General features: G+C 75.0%; 11 protein-coding genes. 10 read left to right on the top strand and 1 reads right to left on the bottom strand.

The features are described 5' to 3' along the window. Positions 1-10: 10 nt before the first annotated feature. The 8 genes from OG389_RS15950 to OG389_RS15915 all read left to right on the top strand — a co-directional run bounded on the left by OG389_RS15950 (position 11) and on the right by OG389_RS15915 (position 10,285). A complete protein-coding gene (locus OG389_RS15950; RefSeq protein ID WP_328299149.1) occupies positions 11-1,183 on the top strand; it encodes a glycosyltransferase in 1,173 nt (390 codons plus the stop codon). Beyond that, positions 1,180-2,736, top strand: coding sequence for an exopolysaccharide biosynthesis polyprenyl glycosylphosphotransferase (locus OG389_RS15945; RefSeq protein ID WP_443059285.1), 1,557 nt, complete (start codon positions 1,180-1,182; stop codon positions 2,734-2,736). The genes OG389_RS15950 and OG389_RS15945 overlap by 4 nt, the downstream gene beginning before the upstream one ends. Positions 2,737-2,738: 2 nt before the next feature. Beyond that, positions 2,739-4,169, top strand: coding sequence for an O-antigen ligase family protein (locus OG389_RS15940; protein ID WP_328299148.1), 1,431 nt, complete (start codon positions 2,739-2,741; stop codon positions 4,167-4,169). Further along, on the top strand, positions 4,166-6,253 hold the full coding sequence (gene murJ / locus OG389_RS15935; protein WP_328299147.1) for a murein biosynthesis integral membrane protein MurJ: 2,088 nt from the start codon (positions 4,166-4,168) through the stop codon (positions 6,251-6,253). Before OG389_RS15940 ends, murJ begins: the two co-directional genes overlap by 4 nt. Further along, on the top strand, positions 6,243-7,019 hold the full coding sequence (locus OG389_RS15930; RefSeq protein WP_328299146.1) for a polysaccharide deacetylase family protein: 777 nt from the start codon (positions 6,243-6,245) through the stop codon (positions 7,017-7,019). The genes murJ and OG389_RS15930 overlap by 11 nt, the downstream gene beginning before the upstream one ends. Then, positions 7,016-8,371, top strand: coding sequence for a glycosyltransferase (locus OG389_RS15925; RefSeq protein WP_328299145.1), 1,356 nt, complete (start codon positions 7,016-7,018; stop codon positions 8,369-8,371). Before OG389_RS15930 ends, OG389_RS15925 begins: the two co-directional genes overlap by 4 nt. Positions 8,372-8,441: 70 nt before the next feature. Next, positions 8,442-9,146 (top strand): lipopolysaccharide biosynthesis protein, encoded by a 705-nt coding sequence (locus tag OG389_RS15920; RefSeq protein ID WP_328299144.1) that lies wholly within the window; start codon positions 8,442-8,444, stop codon positions 9,144-9,146. Then, positions 9,143-10,285, top strand: a complete 1,143-nt coding sequence (locus OG389_RS15915) for a GNAT family N-acetyltransferase (protein WP_328299143.1) — start codon at positions 9,143-9,145, stop codon at positions 10,283-10,285. Before OG389_RS15920 ends, OG389_RS15915 begins: the two co-directional genes overlap by 4 nt. 32 nt (positions 10,286-10,317) lie before the next feature. Here the strand turns inward: OG389_RS15915 and OG389_RS15910 are convergent, their stop codons facing one another. Further along, positions 10,318-11,928, bottom strand: a complete 1,611-nt coding sequence (locus tag OG389_RS15910) for a glycoside hydrolase family 26 protein (RefSeq protein ID WP_328299142.1) — start codon at positions 11,926-11,928, stop codon at positions 10,318-10,320. 294 nt (positions 11,929-12,222) lie between these two features. Here OG389_RS15910 and OG389_RS15905 point away from each other — a divergent pair, with 294 nt between their 5' ends. Beyond that, a complete protein-coding gene (locus OG389_RS15905; RefSeq protein WP_328299141.1) occupies positions 12,223-13,494 on the top strand; it encodes a carboxylate--amine ligase in 1,272 nt (423 codons plus the stop codon). A 187-nt stretch (positions 13,495-13,681) separates the two neighbouring features. Continuing rightward, positions 13,682-14,947, top strand: coding sequence for an NAD(P)-binding domain-containing protein (locus OG389_RS15900; RefSeq protein ID WP_328299140.1), 1,266 nt, complete (start codon positions 13,682-13,684; stop codon positions 14,945-14,947). Positions 14,948-14,957 lie beyond the last annotated feature (10 nt).

The following is a 14,957-nucleotide window of genomic DNA, read 5'->3' as shown; positions in this document are numbered from 1 at the left end:
CTCCTCACCGGTGCCCGGCCGGGCACCGGTGGTCCTCCACCTCGTCCAGCCGGTCGACGGCGGGGTCGCCCGGGTCGTCGTCGACCTCGTCCGCGCCCAGTCCGCCGCCGGACTGCGCACCGTCGTCGGCTGCCCGCGCGGCGGACAGCTCGAGTCGGCCGCCCGGGAAGCCGGGGCCGAGGTGCTCACCTGGCGCGCCGGACGGGCCCCGGGACCGGGCCTGGCCGCCGAAGTCCTCGGCGCACGCCGCCTGATCGCACGGGTCCGGCCCGACGTCCTGCACGCCCACAGTGCCAAGGCCGGCCTCGCCGGACGGCTCGCCGTGCGCGGCTCCGTCCCGACCGTCTTCCAGCCGCACGCCTGGTCGTTCGACGCCGTGGGCGGGGCCACCGCCGCGCTCGCGCTGCGCTGGGAGCGGTTCGGGGCCCGCTGGGCCGACCGGGTGCTCTGCGTCAGCGACGCCGAACGCCGCACCGGCGAGTCCGAGGGGATCGACGCCCACTGGTCGGTGATCCGCAACGGAGTCGATCTGGGCCACTTCCGCCCCGGCGACCCGGACCCGGTCAAGGACAAGGCCCGGGCGCGCGCCGAACTCCCCCTGCCCGAAACCTTTCTGAGCGACGGCCCGCTCGCCGTCTGCGTCGGCCGGCTCTGCCAGCAGAAGGGACAGGACATCCTGCTGCGGGCCTGGTCGGAGCTGCGCGCGGCCGTACCCGGAGCACGCCTCGTGCTGGTCGGCGACGGCCCCGACACGGAACGGCTGCGCCGCGCGGCACCGCCCGGAGTCCACTTCGCGGGGGCCGCCTTCGACATCCGACCGTGGCTTCGGGCCGCCGATCTCGTTGTACTGCCGTCGCGGTGGGAAGGAATGGCGCTCGCCCCGCTCGAAGCCATGGCCTGCGGCCGGCCGGTCCTGGTCTCCGACGTCAGTGGTGCCCGGGAGAGCCTCCCGCCCGGCCAGCGGCGGCTGTGCCTGGTGGAACCGGAGGACCCGGCGGCGCTGGCCAAGGCCCTGGGCGGGCTGCTCGCCGAGCCGCGGCTGCTCGCCGAACTCGGGGAGCAGGCCGAGCGGCACGCGCGGATGGAATTCGACGTGCGGCGCACCACGGACGCGGTCACCGGTCTGTATCACGAACTGCTGGGCAGGCCCCGGCCCTTGAACCAGGAGCGCATCAGCCGATGACGATGGACAGCGCACCCGCCCGGCACACCGGGCAGGGCGGTACGGGGCCCGCCGCAGGCACCGGCACCACCAGTACGAGTACCGCCGGCGGCACCGGCATCGGCGCTGCCGGTACCACCGCCGTCCGCCGTTCCGTGACCGCCATCCACCCGCCGCGCGGGCCCAAGGCCGACCAGGCCCGCTCCGCCGTCCGGCCGAAACGGGTCCGCCGTCGGGACGGGATCGCCCCGCTGCTGACCGCCGACGCGCTGGCCGTCGTGGTGACGGCCGCCGCGGTGCCCGGACTGGAACTACCGGTCGAGGCGGCCGTGCCCCTCGCCGCGGTGCTGGCCGCGCTGCACGCGCGGGCCGGGCTGTATCGGCCGCGGCTCGCCCCCTCCGCGCTCCTGGAGCTGCCCGCCCTCGCGGGGCGGGGAGCCGTGCTGTGGTGCGGGGTCGCCGCCGTGCTGGCGGCCGCCGCCCCGGGCGAGGCCCTGAGCTGGGGCGCGCTGCTCGGCGCCGTCTGCCTCCAGGTCGTACTGGCCTGTGCCGGGCGGGGCTTCGTCAACCAACTCCGCCGTCGCACCCGTGCCCGCCGGCCCGCCTCGGCCCTGGTCGTCGGACCCGGCGCCGGGGCGAGCGCGGTGGCCGCGGCCCTGCACGGGCGCCCCGATTACGGGCTGCTTCCCGTCGGGCTCGCCGACACCGGAGCGGACGGCGACGGGGTGGCGGGGGTTCCCGTACTCGCCACCCACGAGGACATCCGGCGGGCCGTCATCCAGAACTCCGTCCGCCACGCCGTCTTCACCCGCCCGCCCGAGGCCGACGAGCGCACCGCCTCTCTGGTCCGGCTCTTCCACGACCACGGCTGCAGGCTCTGGCTCGCCGACCCGGCGGGCACCGCGAAGATCACCGGCATGCGCGTCGCCGAGCCCGCCGACCAGCTGTGGGGCTACGCCGTCCAGCCGCTGCTGCCGCGCCCCGCGCGGCCGCTGGAGCGGTACGCGAAGCGCGCCATCGACTCCCTGCTCGCCTCGGTCGCGCTGCTCGCCGCCGCGCCCGTGATGGGCCTCTGCGCGCTCGCCGTCCGGGTCTCCGACGGGCCGGGGGTGATCTTCCGGCAGGAGCGGGTCGGCCTGTACGGACGCCCCTTCACCCTGCTGAAGTTCCGTACCCTGCGCGCCGACGCGCACGAGTCCGCGACCCGGTGGACGGTGGCCGGGGACTGCCGGATGAGCCCGGTCGGCTCCTTCCTGCGCAAGTCCTCCCTGGACGAGCTGCCGCAGCTGTGGAACGTCGTCCGGGGTGACATGAGCCTGGTCGGTCCGCGTCCCGAACGGCCGTTCTTCGTAGCGAAGTTCAGCAGCCTCCACCCCGGGTACGAGGCACGCCACCGGATGCCCGTCGGCATCACCGGCCTCGCCCAGATCAACGGCCTGCGCGGGGACACCTCCATCGAGGACCGGGCCCGCTTCGACAACCACTACATCGACACCTGGTCGCTGTGGCAGGACCTGTGGATCCTGGCCCGCACCGCGGCCTCCTTCTTCCGCTTCCGGCTGGGGGGCAGCTGAGCATGAGCCTTGCCGCACCGACGTCCTGGGCCCGCCCGGACACCGCCGATCTGCTGCGCCGGCACTGGCCGCTGCTGCCGCTCGCCGCGACCGTACTGGCCCTCCTGGCCCCGCTGCCCGCGGGTGACGCGAGTGCCTCGGGGAAGGTCGGCCCGGCCGACGCCGCCTCGCTGTTGCTCGTCCTCGTCTGCGGGACCCAGGCCCTGCGGGGCCGGGTGCGGACACTGAGTCCGCTCGGGGTGTTCGTGCTGGGCCTGCCCGCCGTCGGGCTCGCCGTCTCGACCGTGACCGCCGGGGACCCGTACGCGGCCCTGCCCGGGTTCGTGCGCTACCTCCAGGTGTTCGTGCTGGTCCCGGCGGCGATCGTGCTGCTGGTGCGCGACGCCTCGGAGTTCCGGCTGGCCGCCGGGTGCTTCGTGGTGCTGGCGCTGGTCCAGGGCGCGGTGGGCGTGGTGCAGTTCGCCACCCACACCGGGGCCTCGTACCAGGGCGAGGACATCCGCGCCGTGGGTACCTTCGGCCCCGGTGACGTCATGGGCATGGCCACGGTGGTCGCCTACGGGCTGGTCGTCGCGACGGCCGCCGCGCTCGCGCCGGGACTTCCGGCGCGGGTGCGGCGGGCGGCGGGGGCGGCCGCGCTGCTGCTGGTGATCCCGCTGGTGCTGTCCTTCAGCCGGGGCGCGTGGATCGCGACCTTCGCCGCGGCCGGGCTGGTCATGGCCATGGCCGGTATCCGGCGGGCCCTGAAGGTACTGCTCGCGCTGGCCGCCACGGGCGTGGTGCTCGTGGGCGGACTCGGGGTCGGCTCCGAGATGGTGGCGGAGCGGCTGACCTCGATCACGCAGGTGTCCGACGCCCCCGACCAGTCGGTGACCGACCGTTACACGATGTGGGCGGCGGCCGAGTCGATGTGGCGCGAGCGGCCGGTGGTCGGGGTGGGGCTGAAGGGCTTCCCGGCCAACCGGGACTCGCACTCCGGTCTGGCCCTGTCCTCGGGCAGCGACACCGCGGGCGCGGGGCAGGCCTACATCCGCCAGCCGCTGCTGTCCCCGCACAACATGTACCTGCTGGTGCTGAGCGAGCAGGGGCTGACCGGTCTGGTCGCCCTGGCGGGCGGCTGGCTGGCGCTGCTGGTGGCGGGCCTGCGCAGGTGCCTGACCGGCGGGCCCGCGCTGCGGGACTGCGGACTGGTCGCGACCGGCCTGTTCGTGTGGCAGCTGACCGACTTCCTCTACGCCGACATCGGCGGCCCCTCGACCGTCCTGACCGGAGTGATCATCGGTCTGGCGGCCTGGTGGGCCTTGCCCTCCGCGGGGCACGCGGGTGCGGACGCCTCCGGCGGTGGTTCGGGTGGGTCCGGGCGCGCCGCCTCGAGGCGTCGGCCGGGCCCGGTCACCGGGGCAGCGGCCCCTGAGGGTGCGGCCGCCCGGTGACGGACACGACGCCCTGGCGGCGGCCCGTAGCCGCGGCGACCGAGGTCGCCGCGGCTACGGGCCGCCCGCCGCATCCGGTCGACACCCCCGCGGCCCCCGGCCCCGCCGCACCCACCGGGCATCCCGCGGGGCCCGGCTCCGGCGGCGACAACGGGTACGCGGCCGTGCCCGAGCCCGGCGTCGAGGGGGCCGGCAGGGTGGTCACGGTCACGACGGGCGCCACCGCCCCCGGGGCCGCCGGCCCGGCCGCGCCCCTACCCGTACGCGCCGGGAGCGGGCCACTGACGGGTGCTGGACCGGACGTCCGGCCGGGACACACCGCCCTCCGGGAGCCGGAAGGGCGTGGACCGGACCGGCGTCGGGCCGCCGGACGGGCCGCCGGCCGGGTCGCCGCGGCGGGTGGCCCCGGGCGGGGCCGACGCCCACCGGACCCGCGCCCCGCGCAGGCTCCGGCGAGCGGCGGCGGCACGGGCGGCGCACTGGCCAAGGCGGCCGCCGTGACCGCCGGACTGACCGCCGCCGGGGCCGTGTTCGGGCTGGTCCGGGACCAGACCATCGCGCACCTCTTCGGAGCCGGGCACGACAGCGATGCCTTCCTCATCTCCTGGACCGTCCCAGAGATGGCCTCGACGCTGCTCATCGAGGACGCCATGGCGCTGCTGATGGTGCCCGCGTTCAGCCACGCCCTGGCCCGCCGGGCCGCCAGCCGGGCCGGGCTCACCCGCAAGGAGGCCCGCGCGCAGGACCCCGTACGGCTGCTCGTGGGGGCGACGCTGCCCCGGCTGGTCGTGCTGCTGGCCGCCGTGGCCTCCGTACTCATCGTTGCCGCGCCGCTCGTCGTGGGCGTCCTCGCCCCCGGGCTGCCGGATCCCGGCCTCGCCATCGAATGCACCCGGATGACCGCCCTGACCGTACTGTCCTTCGGGATCGCCGGTTACTTCAGCGCCGCGCTCAGGGCGCACCGCTCCTTCGTGCCCCCCGCCGCCATCTACGTGTCGTACAACGTCGGCATCATCGGGACCATGGTCGCCCTGCACGCCCTGTGGGGGGTGCGCGCCGCCGCCGCCGGGGTCGCCGTCGGCGGGGTGCTGATGGCACTGGTCCAGCTGCCCGCCTTCATCCGCAACGTCGGCTTCGGGCCGCCCCGCGCCAAGGGCGCGCCGCGCAGCCAGCGCGACCGGGACCGGCCGACCCTGATCGCCTTCGGGGTCATCGCCCCGGTGATCTTCTTCGCGGTCTTCCGGCAGTCCCAGGTCCTGGTCGAGCGGTTTCTCGCCGCCTCGCTGCCGCCCGGCGCCATCTCGCACCTCAACTACGCACAAAAAGTCGCGCAGATGCCGATGGTGCTGTCCCTGATGATCTGCACCGTCACCTTCCCCGTCGTCGCCCAGGCCATGGCCGGCGGGGAGCGGGAGAAGGCCCGGCGCCGCGTCGAACAGGACCTGGCACTCGCCTCGCTCGCCGTCCTCATGGGCACCGCGCTCGTCATCGGCTACGCGCCCCAGATCATTCAGGTGCTCTTCGAGCGCGGGGCCTTCACCCACCAGGACACCGAGGCCACCGCCTCCGTCATGCGGGTCTACGGCCTCGGCCTGCTCGGTCACTGCCTCGTCGGGGCGCTGTCGCGGCCCTTCTTCTCCACGGCCCGGCCCACCTGGTTCCCGGCGCTCGCGATGGGCGCCGGACTCCTCGTCAACATCGTCGCCGGGGCCTTCGCCGTCGGCTGGTGGGGCACCTACGGGATCGCCGCCGCCAACGCCGCCGGCATCTCCACCACCGCCGTGCTGCTGCTCACCGGACTCGGCACGCGGATCATCGCCATCCAGGTCCGCCGGGTCGCCGTCAGCATCGGCCGGCTGTCCGTCGCGGCCGTCGCCGCCTGCGCCACGGGCTGGATCGCCGGCCCGATGATCCCCGACCCGCTGGTCAGCGCCGTACTCGGCTGCCTGCTCGTCCCGGCCATGTTCGGGGCCACCGGCATGGCCATACGGGCCCTGGAGGTCACCGCCCTGCCGGGCCAGCTCGCCCAGCTCACCGCTCACCTCACCTCCCAGATCACCCAGAGGTTCCGCAATGTCCGCTGACACCGAAACGGCGCCCGCCGCCGTGGTGGTTCCCGCCCGCCGCGGCGCGTCGCCGTGGGTCCTGATGTACCACTCCGTCGCCGAGTTCACCGATCCCGCAGAGGACCCGTACGGCATCACCGTCACCCCGCACGCGCTGGAGGCCCAGCTGCTGTGGCTGCGCTCCCGGGGGCTGCGCGGGGTGTCCGTCGGCGAGCTGCTGCGGGCCCGGGCCGCCGGGCGCGCGGCCGGGCTGGTCGGCCTGACCTTCGACGACGGCTACAGCGACTTCCTGACCCGCGCACTGCCGCTGCTGCGCCGCTACGACTGCACCGCCACGCTCTTCGTCCTGCCCGGGCGGCTCGGCGTGGACAACGTCTGGGACCCGCTCGGCCCCCGCAAGCCGCTCCTCACCGCCGAGGGCATCCGCGAAGTCGCCGCCGCCGGCCAGGAGATCGGCTCGCACGGGCTGCTCCATCAGGACCTCACCGCGGCCCCCGACGACGTACTCCAGCAGGAGCTGCGGGGCAGCCGCGAGCTGATCCGGGAGCTGACCGGGACACTGCCCGCGGGATTCTGCTACCCGTACGGGCACCTCGACGCCCGGGTCGTCGCCGCGACCCGGGCCGCCGGCTACGGCTACGCCTGCGCCATCGACCCCGGGCGCCTCGCCGGACCGCACGCGATGCCCCGTACGCACATCAGCCAGGCCGACGGCGGGGCGCGCCTGCGGATCAAGCAGGCGCGCCACCAGGTGCGCGAGCTGCGCCGGGCGGTGCGGCTGTGACCGCGGACAAGGTGCTGCACATCATCACCGGGCTGGGCGTCGGCGGTGCGGAGCAGCAACTGCGGCTGCTGCTGCGGCACATGCCGATGCGCTGTGACGTCCTGACGCTGACCAACCCCGGGCCGGTCGCCGAGGGGCTGCGCGCGGACGGCGTCCGGGTCGTCCACCTCGGGATGAGCGGCAACCGCGACCTGGGCGCGCTCCCGAAGCTGGCCAGGTTCATCCGGCGCGGCCGGTACGACCTGGTCCACACGCACCTGTACCGGGCCTGCGTGTACGGGCGCCTCGCGGCCCGGCTCGCGGGCGTGCGCGCCAGCGTGGCCACCGAACACTCCCTGGGGGAGGGCGAGATCGAGGGCCGGCCGCTGTCGGCCGGGGTCCGCGCCCTGTACCTGGCGAGCGAACGGCTCGGCGCGTCGACCGTGGCGGTCTCGGACACCGTGGCGGCCCGGCTGGAGGCCTGGGGGGTGCCGGCCGGGCGGGTGCACGTGGTGCCGAACGGGATCGAAGCGGTGCGGTTCCGCTTCGACGAGGGCGTACGGCGGGCCACCCGGGCCCGGACCGGACTGCCCGAACGGGCCTTCGTGGTCGGCGGGGTCGGCCGGCTGGTGCCCGGCAAGCGGTTCGACGTACTGGTGCGGGCGGTGGCCGCGCTGCCGGGCGCGCACCTGCTGCTGGCCGGGGACGGACCGGAGCGCGCCGCGCTGCGCCGGCTGGCCGCCGAACTGGGCGCGCAGAGCCGGATCCACCTGCTCGGGGAGCGGGACCCGCTGGGCGACAGCGCGGACGGGCGCACACCGGGGATCCCGGCGCTGCTCGCCGCGATGGACGTCTTCGTGTCCCCTTCGCGGGAGGAGGCGTTCGGGCTGGCGGTGGTCGAGGCGCTGGCGGCCGGGCTGCCGGTCCTGCACGTGACGTGCCCGGCGATCGACGACCTGCCGGCGGCCCAGGCCCCGGGGGCCCGGCGGATCGGCCCGGGCACGGAGGAGCTGGTCGCGGCACTGCGGGGGCACATGGAGGCGGGCGCGACCCGGCTGCCGCCGCCCGCGGTCGTGCGGCGCTACGACATCGCGCGCAGTGCGGCGCAGCTGCTGTCCGTCTACGACCTGGCGCTCGCCGCCGCGCCGGCCGGTCGCCGGGGCTCCGTCCCCGACCCGGCGGGGTCCGGGTCCCGGTCCGGGTCCGGGGCCGGTCGCCAGGGTGCGGCGCCGCTGCCGGGGACCGGCCCCCGGCCCCGCGCGTCTCAAACTCCCCCGGCTGCCACTGGGAGCGGCTCCCGGGCGGCCACGAGCGCCACCGGCCGGGCCGGTGACGGCCCGCCGGGGCCCGCCCCGGGCGGAGACACCGGCTGATCCGACCCCCTCGGGGTCCCCGTAGCAGAGACCCGAACCAATCACCCGTCACAGAGATAGAGGCACGCACATGGCTGACACCGCCGATCAGAAGAAGTCCACCCACCGTCGCCGGGTACGGTTGCTGCCGCCCCCCGCGTGGTGGCCGTTGCCGGCCGCCGCGCTGCTGGGGCTGGCCGCCGGTGGGGCGTACGGGGTGCTCAAGGCGCCCGAGTACGCCGCCACCAGCTACGTCGTCGCCGTCCCCGACGACACCACCGAGCCGGCCACCGCGCTGGGCTTCGCCCAGGCCTACGCCCGCATCGCCACCAGCAGTTCGACCCTCGCGTACGCCCAGCCCCGGGCGGGCATCGGCGTGCAGCAGCTGCGCACGCAGGTCCGCGCCGAGACCTCCCCCGAGTCCCCGATGATCGCCATCACCGGGACCGCGAAGAGCGCGACCGAGGCCGCCGACATCGCGAACGCCGTCGCCGACGCCCTGTCGCTGAGCAGCAACCAGGCCGCCAAGAACACCGGCGTGCAGCTCCTCCTCTTCAACCAGGCCGTCGCGCCCACCGCCCCCGCCTCGGCGTCGGCCCCCCTCAGCGGTGCGGTCGGCCTGTGCGCCGGCGGGCTGCTGGGCGGGCTGTGGATGCTGGCGCGGCCCGCGTCGCGGCGCCGGGACGGGCAGGACGCGCAGGCCGTGGACTCCGGGGCCGTCGCCGCGCCGGAGTTCGCCTCGCTGCCCGCGCAGGGCGACCACAGCGAGACCAAGGAGAAGGAGTCCGTGCGATGACGTCGGGCTCCACCGGGGTCCTGTCGGTGACGCTGTGCCGCGATCCCCGGCAGTTCGCCGCGTTGGAGGAGCCGTGGAACCGGCTCGTCCGCGGCTGTCCCACCGCAACCCCGTTCCAGAGCCATGCGTGGCTGCACTCCTGGTGGCTGTCGTACGGCAAGGACGGCCGGCTCCGGATCGTCCTCGTGCGGCGCGGGGAGGAGCTGGTCGGCGCGGCCGCGCTGATGCTCGTACACCGGCCGCTGCCGCTGCTCGTGCCGCTCGGCGGGGGCATCACCGACTACTTCGACGTGCTCGTGGCCGGGGAGTACGCCGACCAGGTCGTCCCGGCACTGGCCAACGGCCTGCACCGGGCCGCCCGGGGCGCGGTCGTCGACCTGCGCGAGGTCCGGCCCGGGGCCGCCGCCGAGGCGGTGTACGCGGCCTGGCCCGGCATCGGCAGCAAGCTGGCCGACTCCACCTGCATGGAGCTGCCGGCCATCCCCTTCGACGAGCTGGTCAAGCGGATGCCTGCCTCCGGCGGGCAGCGGGTGCGGGCCAAGCTCCGCAAGACCGACGCGGCCGGAATCGAGGAGCACGAGGTCACCGAGCAGGAGGTGCCGCGGGCGGTACGAACGCTGCTGCGGCTGCACGAGAAGCAGTGGCGCGGGCGGGGGGTTACCCCCGAACACCTCAAGCCGCGCTTCGCCGAACACCTGACCCGGGCCACGCGGCGGATGGTGCGGGCGGGGGAGGGGCGGCTGGCGGAGTTCCGGCTCGACGGGAAGGTGGTGGCCGCCAACCTCACCCTGCTGTCGGGCGCGCTCAGCGGCGGTTACCTCTACGGCGCCGATCCGGACCTGCGCGAGCGCAAGGTGGACGTGGCCACGCTGCTGCTGCGCTACGAGACCACCCGGGCGCTCGCCGAAGGCCGCCCGGTGGTGAGCTTCCTGCGCGGCAACGAACCGTACAAGAACCACTGGCGGCCGGAGACGGTCGTCAACCAGCGCTTCCTGCTGGCCAGGGCCGCGCTCGCGCCCCTGCTGCGACTGCACGAGTCGCAGGTGACGGGGCGCGAGCGGGCGGTGGACGTGCTGCGGGAGGCGCTGCCGGCCGCCAGGGACTGGCGGGCGCGGCTCAACGAACTGCGAGTGCGATGACGTGTTCCGAAGGGCTGGCCGGACGGCCCGGGCTAGAAGGGCCAGTAGCCCGATTCCCGGCCCCAGTCGACCTTGACGCAGACCGCCTGCTTGCCGACCAGCTTGGAGAGCCACTCGCCGAAGTTGATCGGGACGCACCACTCCGTGCTGTTGACGGGCGGTGTGGTCGGCGCGGGAGGCCTGGGCGGCTCGGGCGTCGGCTTCGGGACGACCGGGCTGGGTGCTACGGGGCTCGGCGCGACGGGGCTCGGTGCGACGGGGACCTCGGGGCTGGGTGCGACCGGGACCTCGGGACTCGGTGCGACGGGGACCTCGGGGCTGGGTGCGACCGGGACCTCGGGACTCGGTGCGACCGGAACCTCGGGACTCGGTGCGACCGGAACCTCGGGACTCGGTGCGACCGGGACCTCGGGGCTGGGGATCGAGGGGATCGGGGGGATCTCCGGGATCGTGATCGGCGGGATCGGGGGTACCACCGGGATCGGGGGTACCACCGGGCTCGGGATCGGCGGGATCGGGGGCACGACCGGCGGTGTCGGGATCTCCGGTGTGGGGATCGGCGGGGTCGGGGGCACGACGGGCGGCGTTGGGACCACCGGGGTCGGGATCTCCGGCGTGGGGATCGGCGGGATCGAGGGCACGACCGGCGTCGGGATCACGGGGCCGGGCTTCTGCGGCATCAGCGCGTCCCGGAAGGCCTTCGCCGACGCCGGGTTCTGCTTGCACTGCCAGACGCCGTGCGGGCAGTAGTCGGTGATGGTGTGGTAGAGCGGCTTCTGCTTCTCGATCCACTGGAGCATGCGCCGTACGTACTCCGGGTTGTCCCCGTTGCGGAACAGCCCCCACTCCGGGTACGAGATCTCCTTGCCGTGTGCCTTCGCGAAGTCCACGTGCTGCTGGAGCCCGTACGGCTGGCTGATCTGGTCGTCGAAGGTCCGGCCGGGACCCTGGTCGTACGAATCCATCCCGACGACGTCGACCACGTCGTCGCCCGGGTAGCACTTGGTCCAGCCGATCGCGTCCGTGCCGCGGTTCGGGGTGAAATCGAACTTGAACTTCTGGCCGGGCACGGAGCGCATCGTGTTGACGACGCGCTTCCAGTAGGCCTTCCAGTTCTCCGGGTCGGGCCCGCAGCGGTGGGTGTAGGTGACCCCGTTCATCTCCCAGCCCAGCACGATCACCGTGTCCGGGACGCCCAGCGCCACCAGCCGTTCGGCGAGCTTCTTGAAGTGCCGGTCGTACTGGCCGTCCGCGCCCGCCCGGATCAGCTGGGCCACCTGGTAGTCCGGGACCCGGGCCTCGTTGCGCTCCTGCATGGGCACGTTGAGGACGAACATCCGGTCGTCCCGCTCCTGGCGCCACTCGGCCCAGTCCTCGAGGAAATCGACGTTGCCCTCGATGCCGGCCCACTGGTCACCGGGCAGATAGGTGTGCCCGACCCGGATCTCCTTGCCGCCCAGCCAGCGCGACAGGTACGGGATCCGGGCGACTCCCGGAGGCCCGTAGTCGAGGTAGGCGCCCATGGCGATGTCGGACGTCCCGCTCTGGTCCCCGGGGGCCGCGAGGGCGGCCCCGGTGGCGAGCAGTCCGGCCGTCACCGTACCGACGCAGGTGCTCGCCAGTCGACGGCGTGGTCTGGGCATGGCGTCTCCCGAGCTTTCCTGAATCGGTGTGCTTAGCAATGACGTTAGGCATCACATCTGACGAATGGCCTGTCAGGTGACAGCTGCGTAGGCCATTCGCACCTGCGCATCCCCCTCGCTTGGTCCGACTAGGTGAAAGACACCGTTCCCATGCACGCGCATCCCAGCCAACTGCCCGCAGTTCTGCTCAGACTCGATCGGAATCCGTTCCACCACGGAACCCTCGGCGCCGTCAGATCCCTCGGGCGCGTGGGCGTGGAGGTCCATGCCGTCGTCGAGGCCGGGGGAGGTCCCATGGGGCGCTCGCGCTACCTGCGCGCCGTGCACCCAGGCCCCTCGGGCGGCGTCGACCCCGAGGCGCCCGAGGCGCTGCTGGAGTGCCTGACCGGGGTCTCCGAGCGGATCGGCCGCCCTGCGGTGCTCATCGCGATGGACGACCTGAGCGCGATCGCGGTCTCCCGGATCGCACCGATGCTGACGGACCGTTTCCGGATCCCCCATCAGCCCGACGACCTGCCGGCCCGGGTGGCGGACAAGGCCGAGCTGTCGCGGCTGTGCGCCCGGTGGGACGTACCCCACCCGGAGACGGTGATCCCGGCGAGCGGGTCCGAGGCGGCGGAGGCCGCCTGGCGGCTGGGGCTCCCGGTGATCGCCAAGTGGAGCCGGCCGTGGCTGTTGCCGCCCGGCGGCGACCTGCGCAGCACCACCCTGGTCCACGCGGCTTCCGAGGCGCGGCGGCTCTACGAGCGATCGACCGAGGCGGGGAGCAGGCTGCTGCTCCAGCGGTTCCTGCCGGCCGGCCCGGACACCGACTGGTTCTTCCACGGCGCCTTCTCCCGGGGCGGGCACCCGCTGATCACCGGGTCCGGCCGCAAGGAGCTGTCCTGGCCGGTGCGGACGGGACTGACGGCGGTCGGGCGGTGGCTGCCGGATCCGGCGGTGGAGGAGGCGGGGCTGCGCCTGGCCCAACGGCTCGGCTACCAGGGGATCCTGGACCTGGACTTCCGGCGGGACGAGCGGGGCGTCTTCCGGCTCGTGGACTTCAATCCCCGTCCCGGAGCGCAGTTCAGGCTCTTCACGGACGCGAGCGGCCTGGACGTGGTCCAGGCGATGTACCTGGACCTGACGGGCCAGCGGGTCCCCGAGCCGTCGGGCGGACCGGGCCGGGTCTTCGTGGCGGAGAACTACGCCCTGCTCGCGGCGGTACGCGGCCGCTCGGTCCCGCGCCGGGCCCCGGCTCCGCCCACGGCGGCGGTGGCGGAGGAGGGCCGGTCCGTACCGACGGCCCGGCGCGGGGAGCGGGGGCGGGTGGAGGCCGCGTGGTTCGCCGCCGACGACCTGATGCCGTTCGCGGCGATGCTCGCCGCCTTCCTGGGGCGGGGCGCGGACAAGGCCGCACGGGTGCTGCGCGGGGTCCCCGCGCACGGGCGCCGCACGGCCCGGGCGGTGGTCCGCACCCCGCGCCAGCGCGGGGAGCAGCCCTCGTCCGGCGCTGCGGGCGGAGCGGCGTCGAGGCCGGCCCCGCCGGAGGCCCCGGCGGAGCCGGACGAGCTGGTGACCCGGTGAGGTGCTGAACCGGTGACCCGGGGACGGGCCCGGTGCCGGGTCCGGCGGAGGGTCCAGCGGCGGGCCCGGGGTGCCGGGGTGCGGGTGGCAGTCGATGGACCGGATGAACCTGATGGACCGGATGACCGATGAGGTGAACCGGATGAACCGGATGACCGATGAGGCTGGAGTGACTGGGGTGACACGGATGGACGACCTCGTGGTGGTCGGGGCGGGGCCCTACGGGCTCTCGATCGCCGCCCACGCGGCCGGTGCGGGGCTCGGGGTCCGGGTGCTCGGACGGCCGATGGCCTCCTGGCGCGACCACATGCCCCAGGGCATGTACCTGAAGTCGGAGCCGTGGTCCTCCAACCTGTCGGCGCCCGGAGGGCGTTACACGCTGGCCGAGTACTGCGCGGGCCGCGGGATCGCGGCCGAACACGGAACTCCGCTGCCCATCGGGACGTTCAGCGCGTACGGGCTCTGGTTCGCCCGGCAGGCCGTACCCCCGGTGGAGGAGGCGACCGTCACCGAAGTCACCCCGCAGGGCGAGGGTTTCCGGATCCGTACCGCCGAGGGGCCGCCGCTGCTCGCCCGGACCGTCGCGCTGGCCGTGGGCGTGATGCCCTTCGTCCGGTACCCCGACGCGCTGCGGGAGCTCCCCGCGGAGCACTACTCGCACAGCAGCGGCCACCGCGACCTGACCCGCTTCGCCGGCCGCGAGGTCGCCGTGCTCGGAGCCGGGCAGGCCGCCCTGGAGACCGCCGCCCTGCTCGCGGAGTGCGGCGCCCGGCCCTGCCTGGTCGCCAGGCGCCCCCGGCTGAACTGGAACACCGTGCCGCAGCCGCTGCTGCGGCCCCCGCTGCGGGCCCTGCGCGAACCGCACAGCGGCCTCGGCACCGGGTGGCGCAGCTGGGCCTGGTCGGAGCTGCCCGGGGCGGTGCGCCTGCTGCCCGCGCCCACCCGGGAGCGCATCGCGGCGACCGCGCTGGGTCCGGCCGGAGCCTGGTGGCTGCGGGAGCGCTTCGAGCGGCGGGTCCCGGCGCTGCTCGGGCACCGGCTGCACCGGGCGGTCCCGGTGGGCGGGCGGACCCGGCTCGGACTGTCCACGGCCGCCGGGGAGTCCATCGTGCTGGACGCCGCGCACGTGATCGCGGCGACCGGCTTCCACCCGGACCTGGCCCGGCTGGAGCTGCTCGACGCGGGGCTGCGGGCCGCGCTGGTCACCGTAGGGGAGAGCGGGACGCCGGAGCTGAGTGCCGGGTTCGAGTCCTCGTGGCCCGGGCTGTTCTTCGCGGGGCTGCTGACGGCTCCCTCATTCGGCCCTTCCATGCGATTCGTGCACGGTGCCGGCTTCACGGCGGGGAGACTGGTGTCAGGAGTCCGCAAGCGTCTGGGGGCCCGGAGCCCGCTGACGGGTTCCACCGGTACGTCCCGCAGCGATCGGGCTCCGGCGGCCGGGCACAGAGCGTGAGAGCCAGTCA

It is taken from the genome of Streptomyces sp. NBC_00435 (assembly GCF_036014235.1).
GTDB lineage: Bacteria > Actinomycetota > Actinomycetes > Streptomycetales > Streptomycetaceae > Streptomyces.
Note: the sequence above shows the minus strand (reverse complement) of the source record. Positions and strands in the feature narration are given on the sequence as shown.

What these genes read in the sequence shown, in the direction of transcription:
- OG389_RS15910 (WP_328299142.1), bottom strand. Translation starts at nt 11,928, where the DNA reads ATGCCCAGACCACGCCGTCGACTGGCGAGCACCTGCGTCGGTACGGTG.
- OG389_RS15945 (WP_443059285.1), top strand. Translation starts at nt 1,180, where the DNA reads ATGACGATGGACAGCGCACCCGCCCGGCACACCGGGCAGGGCGGTACG.
- OG389_RS15900 (WP_328299140.1), top strand. Translation starts at nt 13,682, where the DNA reads ATGGACGACCTCGTGGTGGTCGGGGCGGGGCCCTACGGGCTCTCGATC.
- OG389_RS15930 (WP_328299146.1), top strand. Translation starts at nt 6,243, where the DNA reads ATGTCCGCTGACACCGAAACGGCGCCCGCCGCCGTGGTGGTTCCCGCC.
- OG389_RS15920 (WP_328299144.1), top strand. Translation starts at nt 8,442, where the DNA reads ATGGCTGACACCGCCGATCAGAAGAAGTCCACCCACCGTCGCCGGGTA.
- OG389_RS15940 (WP_328299148.1), top strand. Translation starts at nt 2,739, where the DNA reads ATGAGCCTTGCCGCACCGACGTCCTGGGCCCGCCCGGACACCGCCGAT.
- OG389_RS15905 (WP_328299141.1), top strand. Translation starts at nt 12,223, where the DNA reads ATGGGGCGCTCGCGCTACCTGCGCGCCGTGCACCCAGGCCCCTCGGGC.
- OG389_RS15915 (WP_328299143.1), top strand. Translation starts at nt 9,143, where the DNA reads ATGACGTCGGGCTCCACCGGGGTCCTGTCGGTGACGCTGTGCCGCGAT.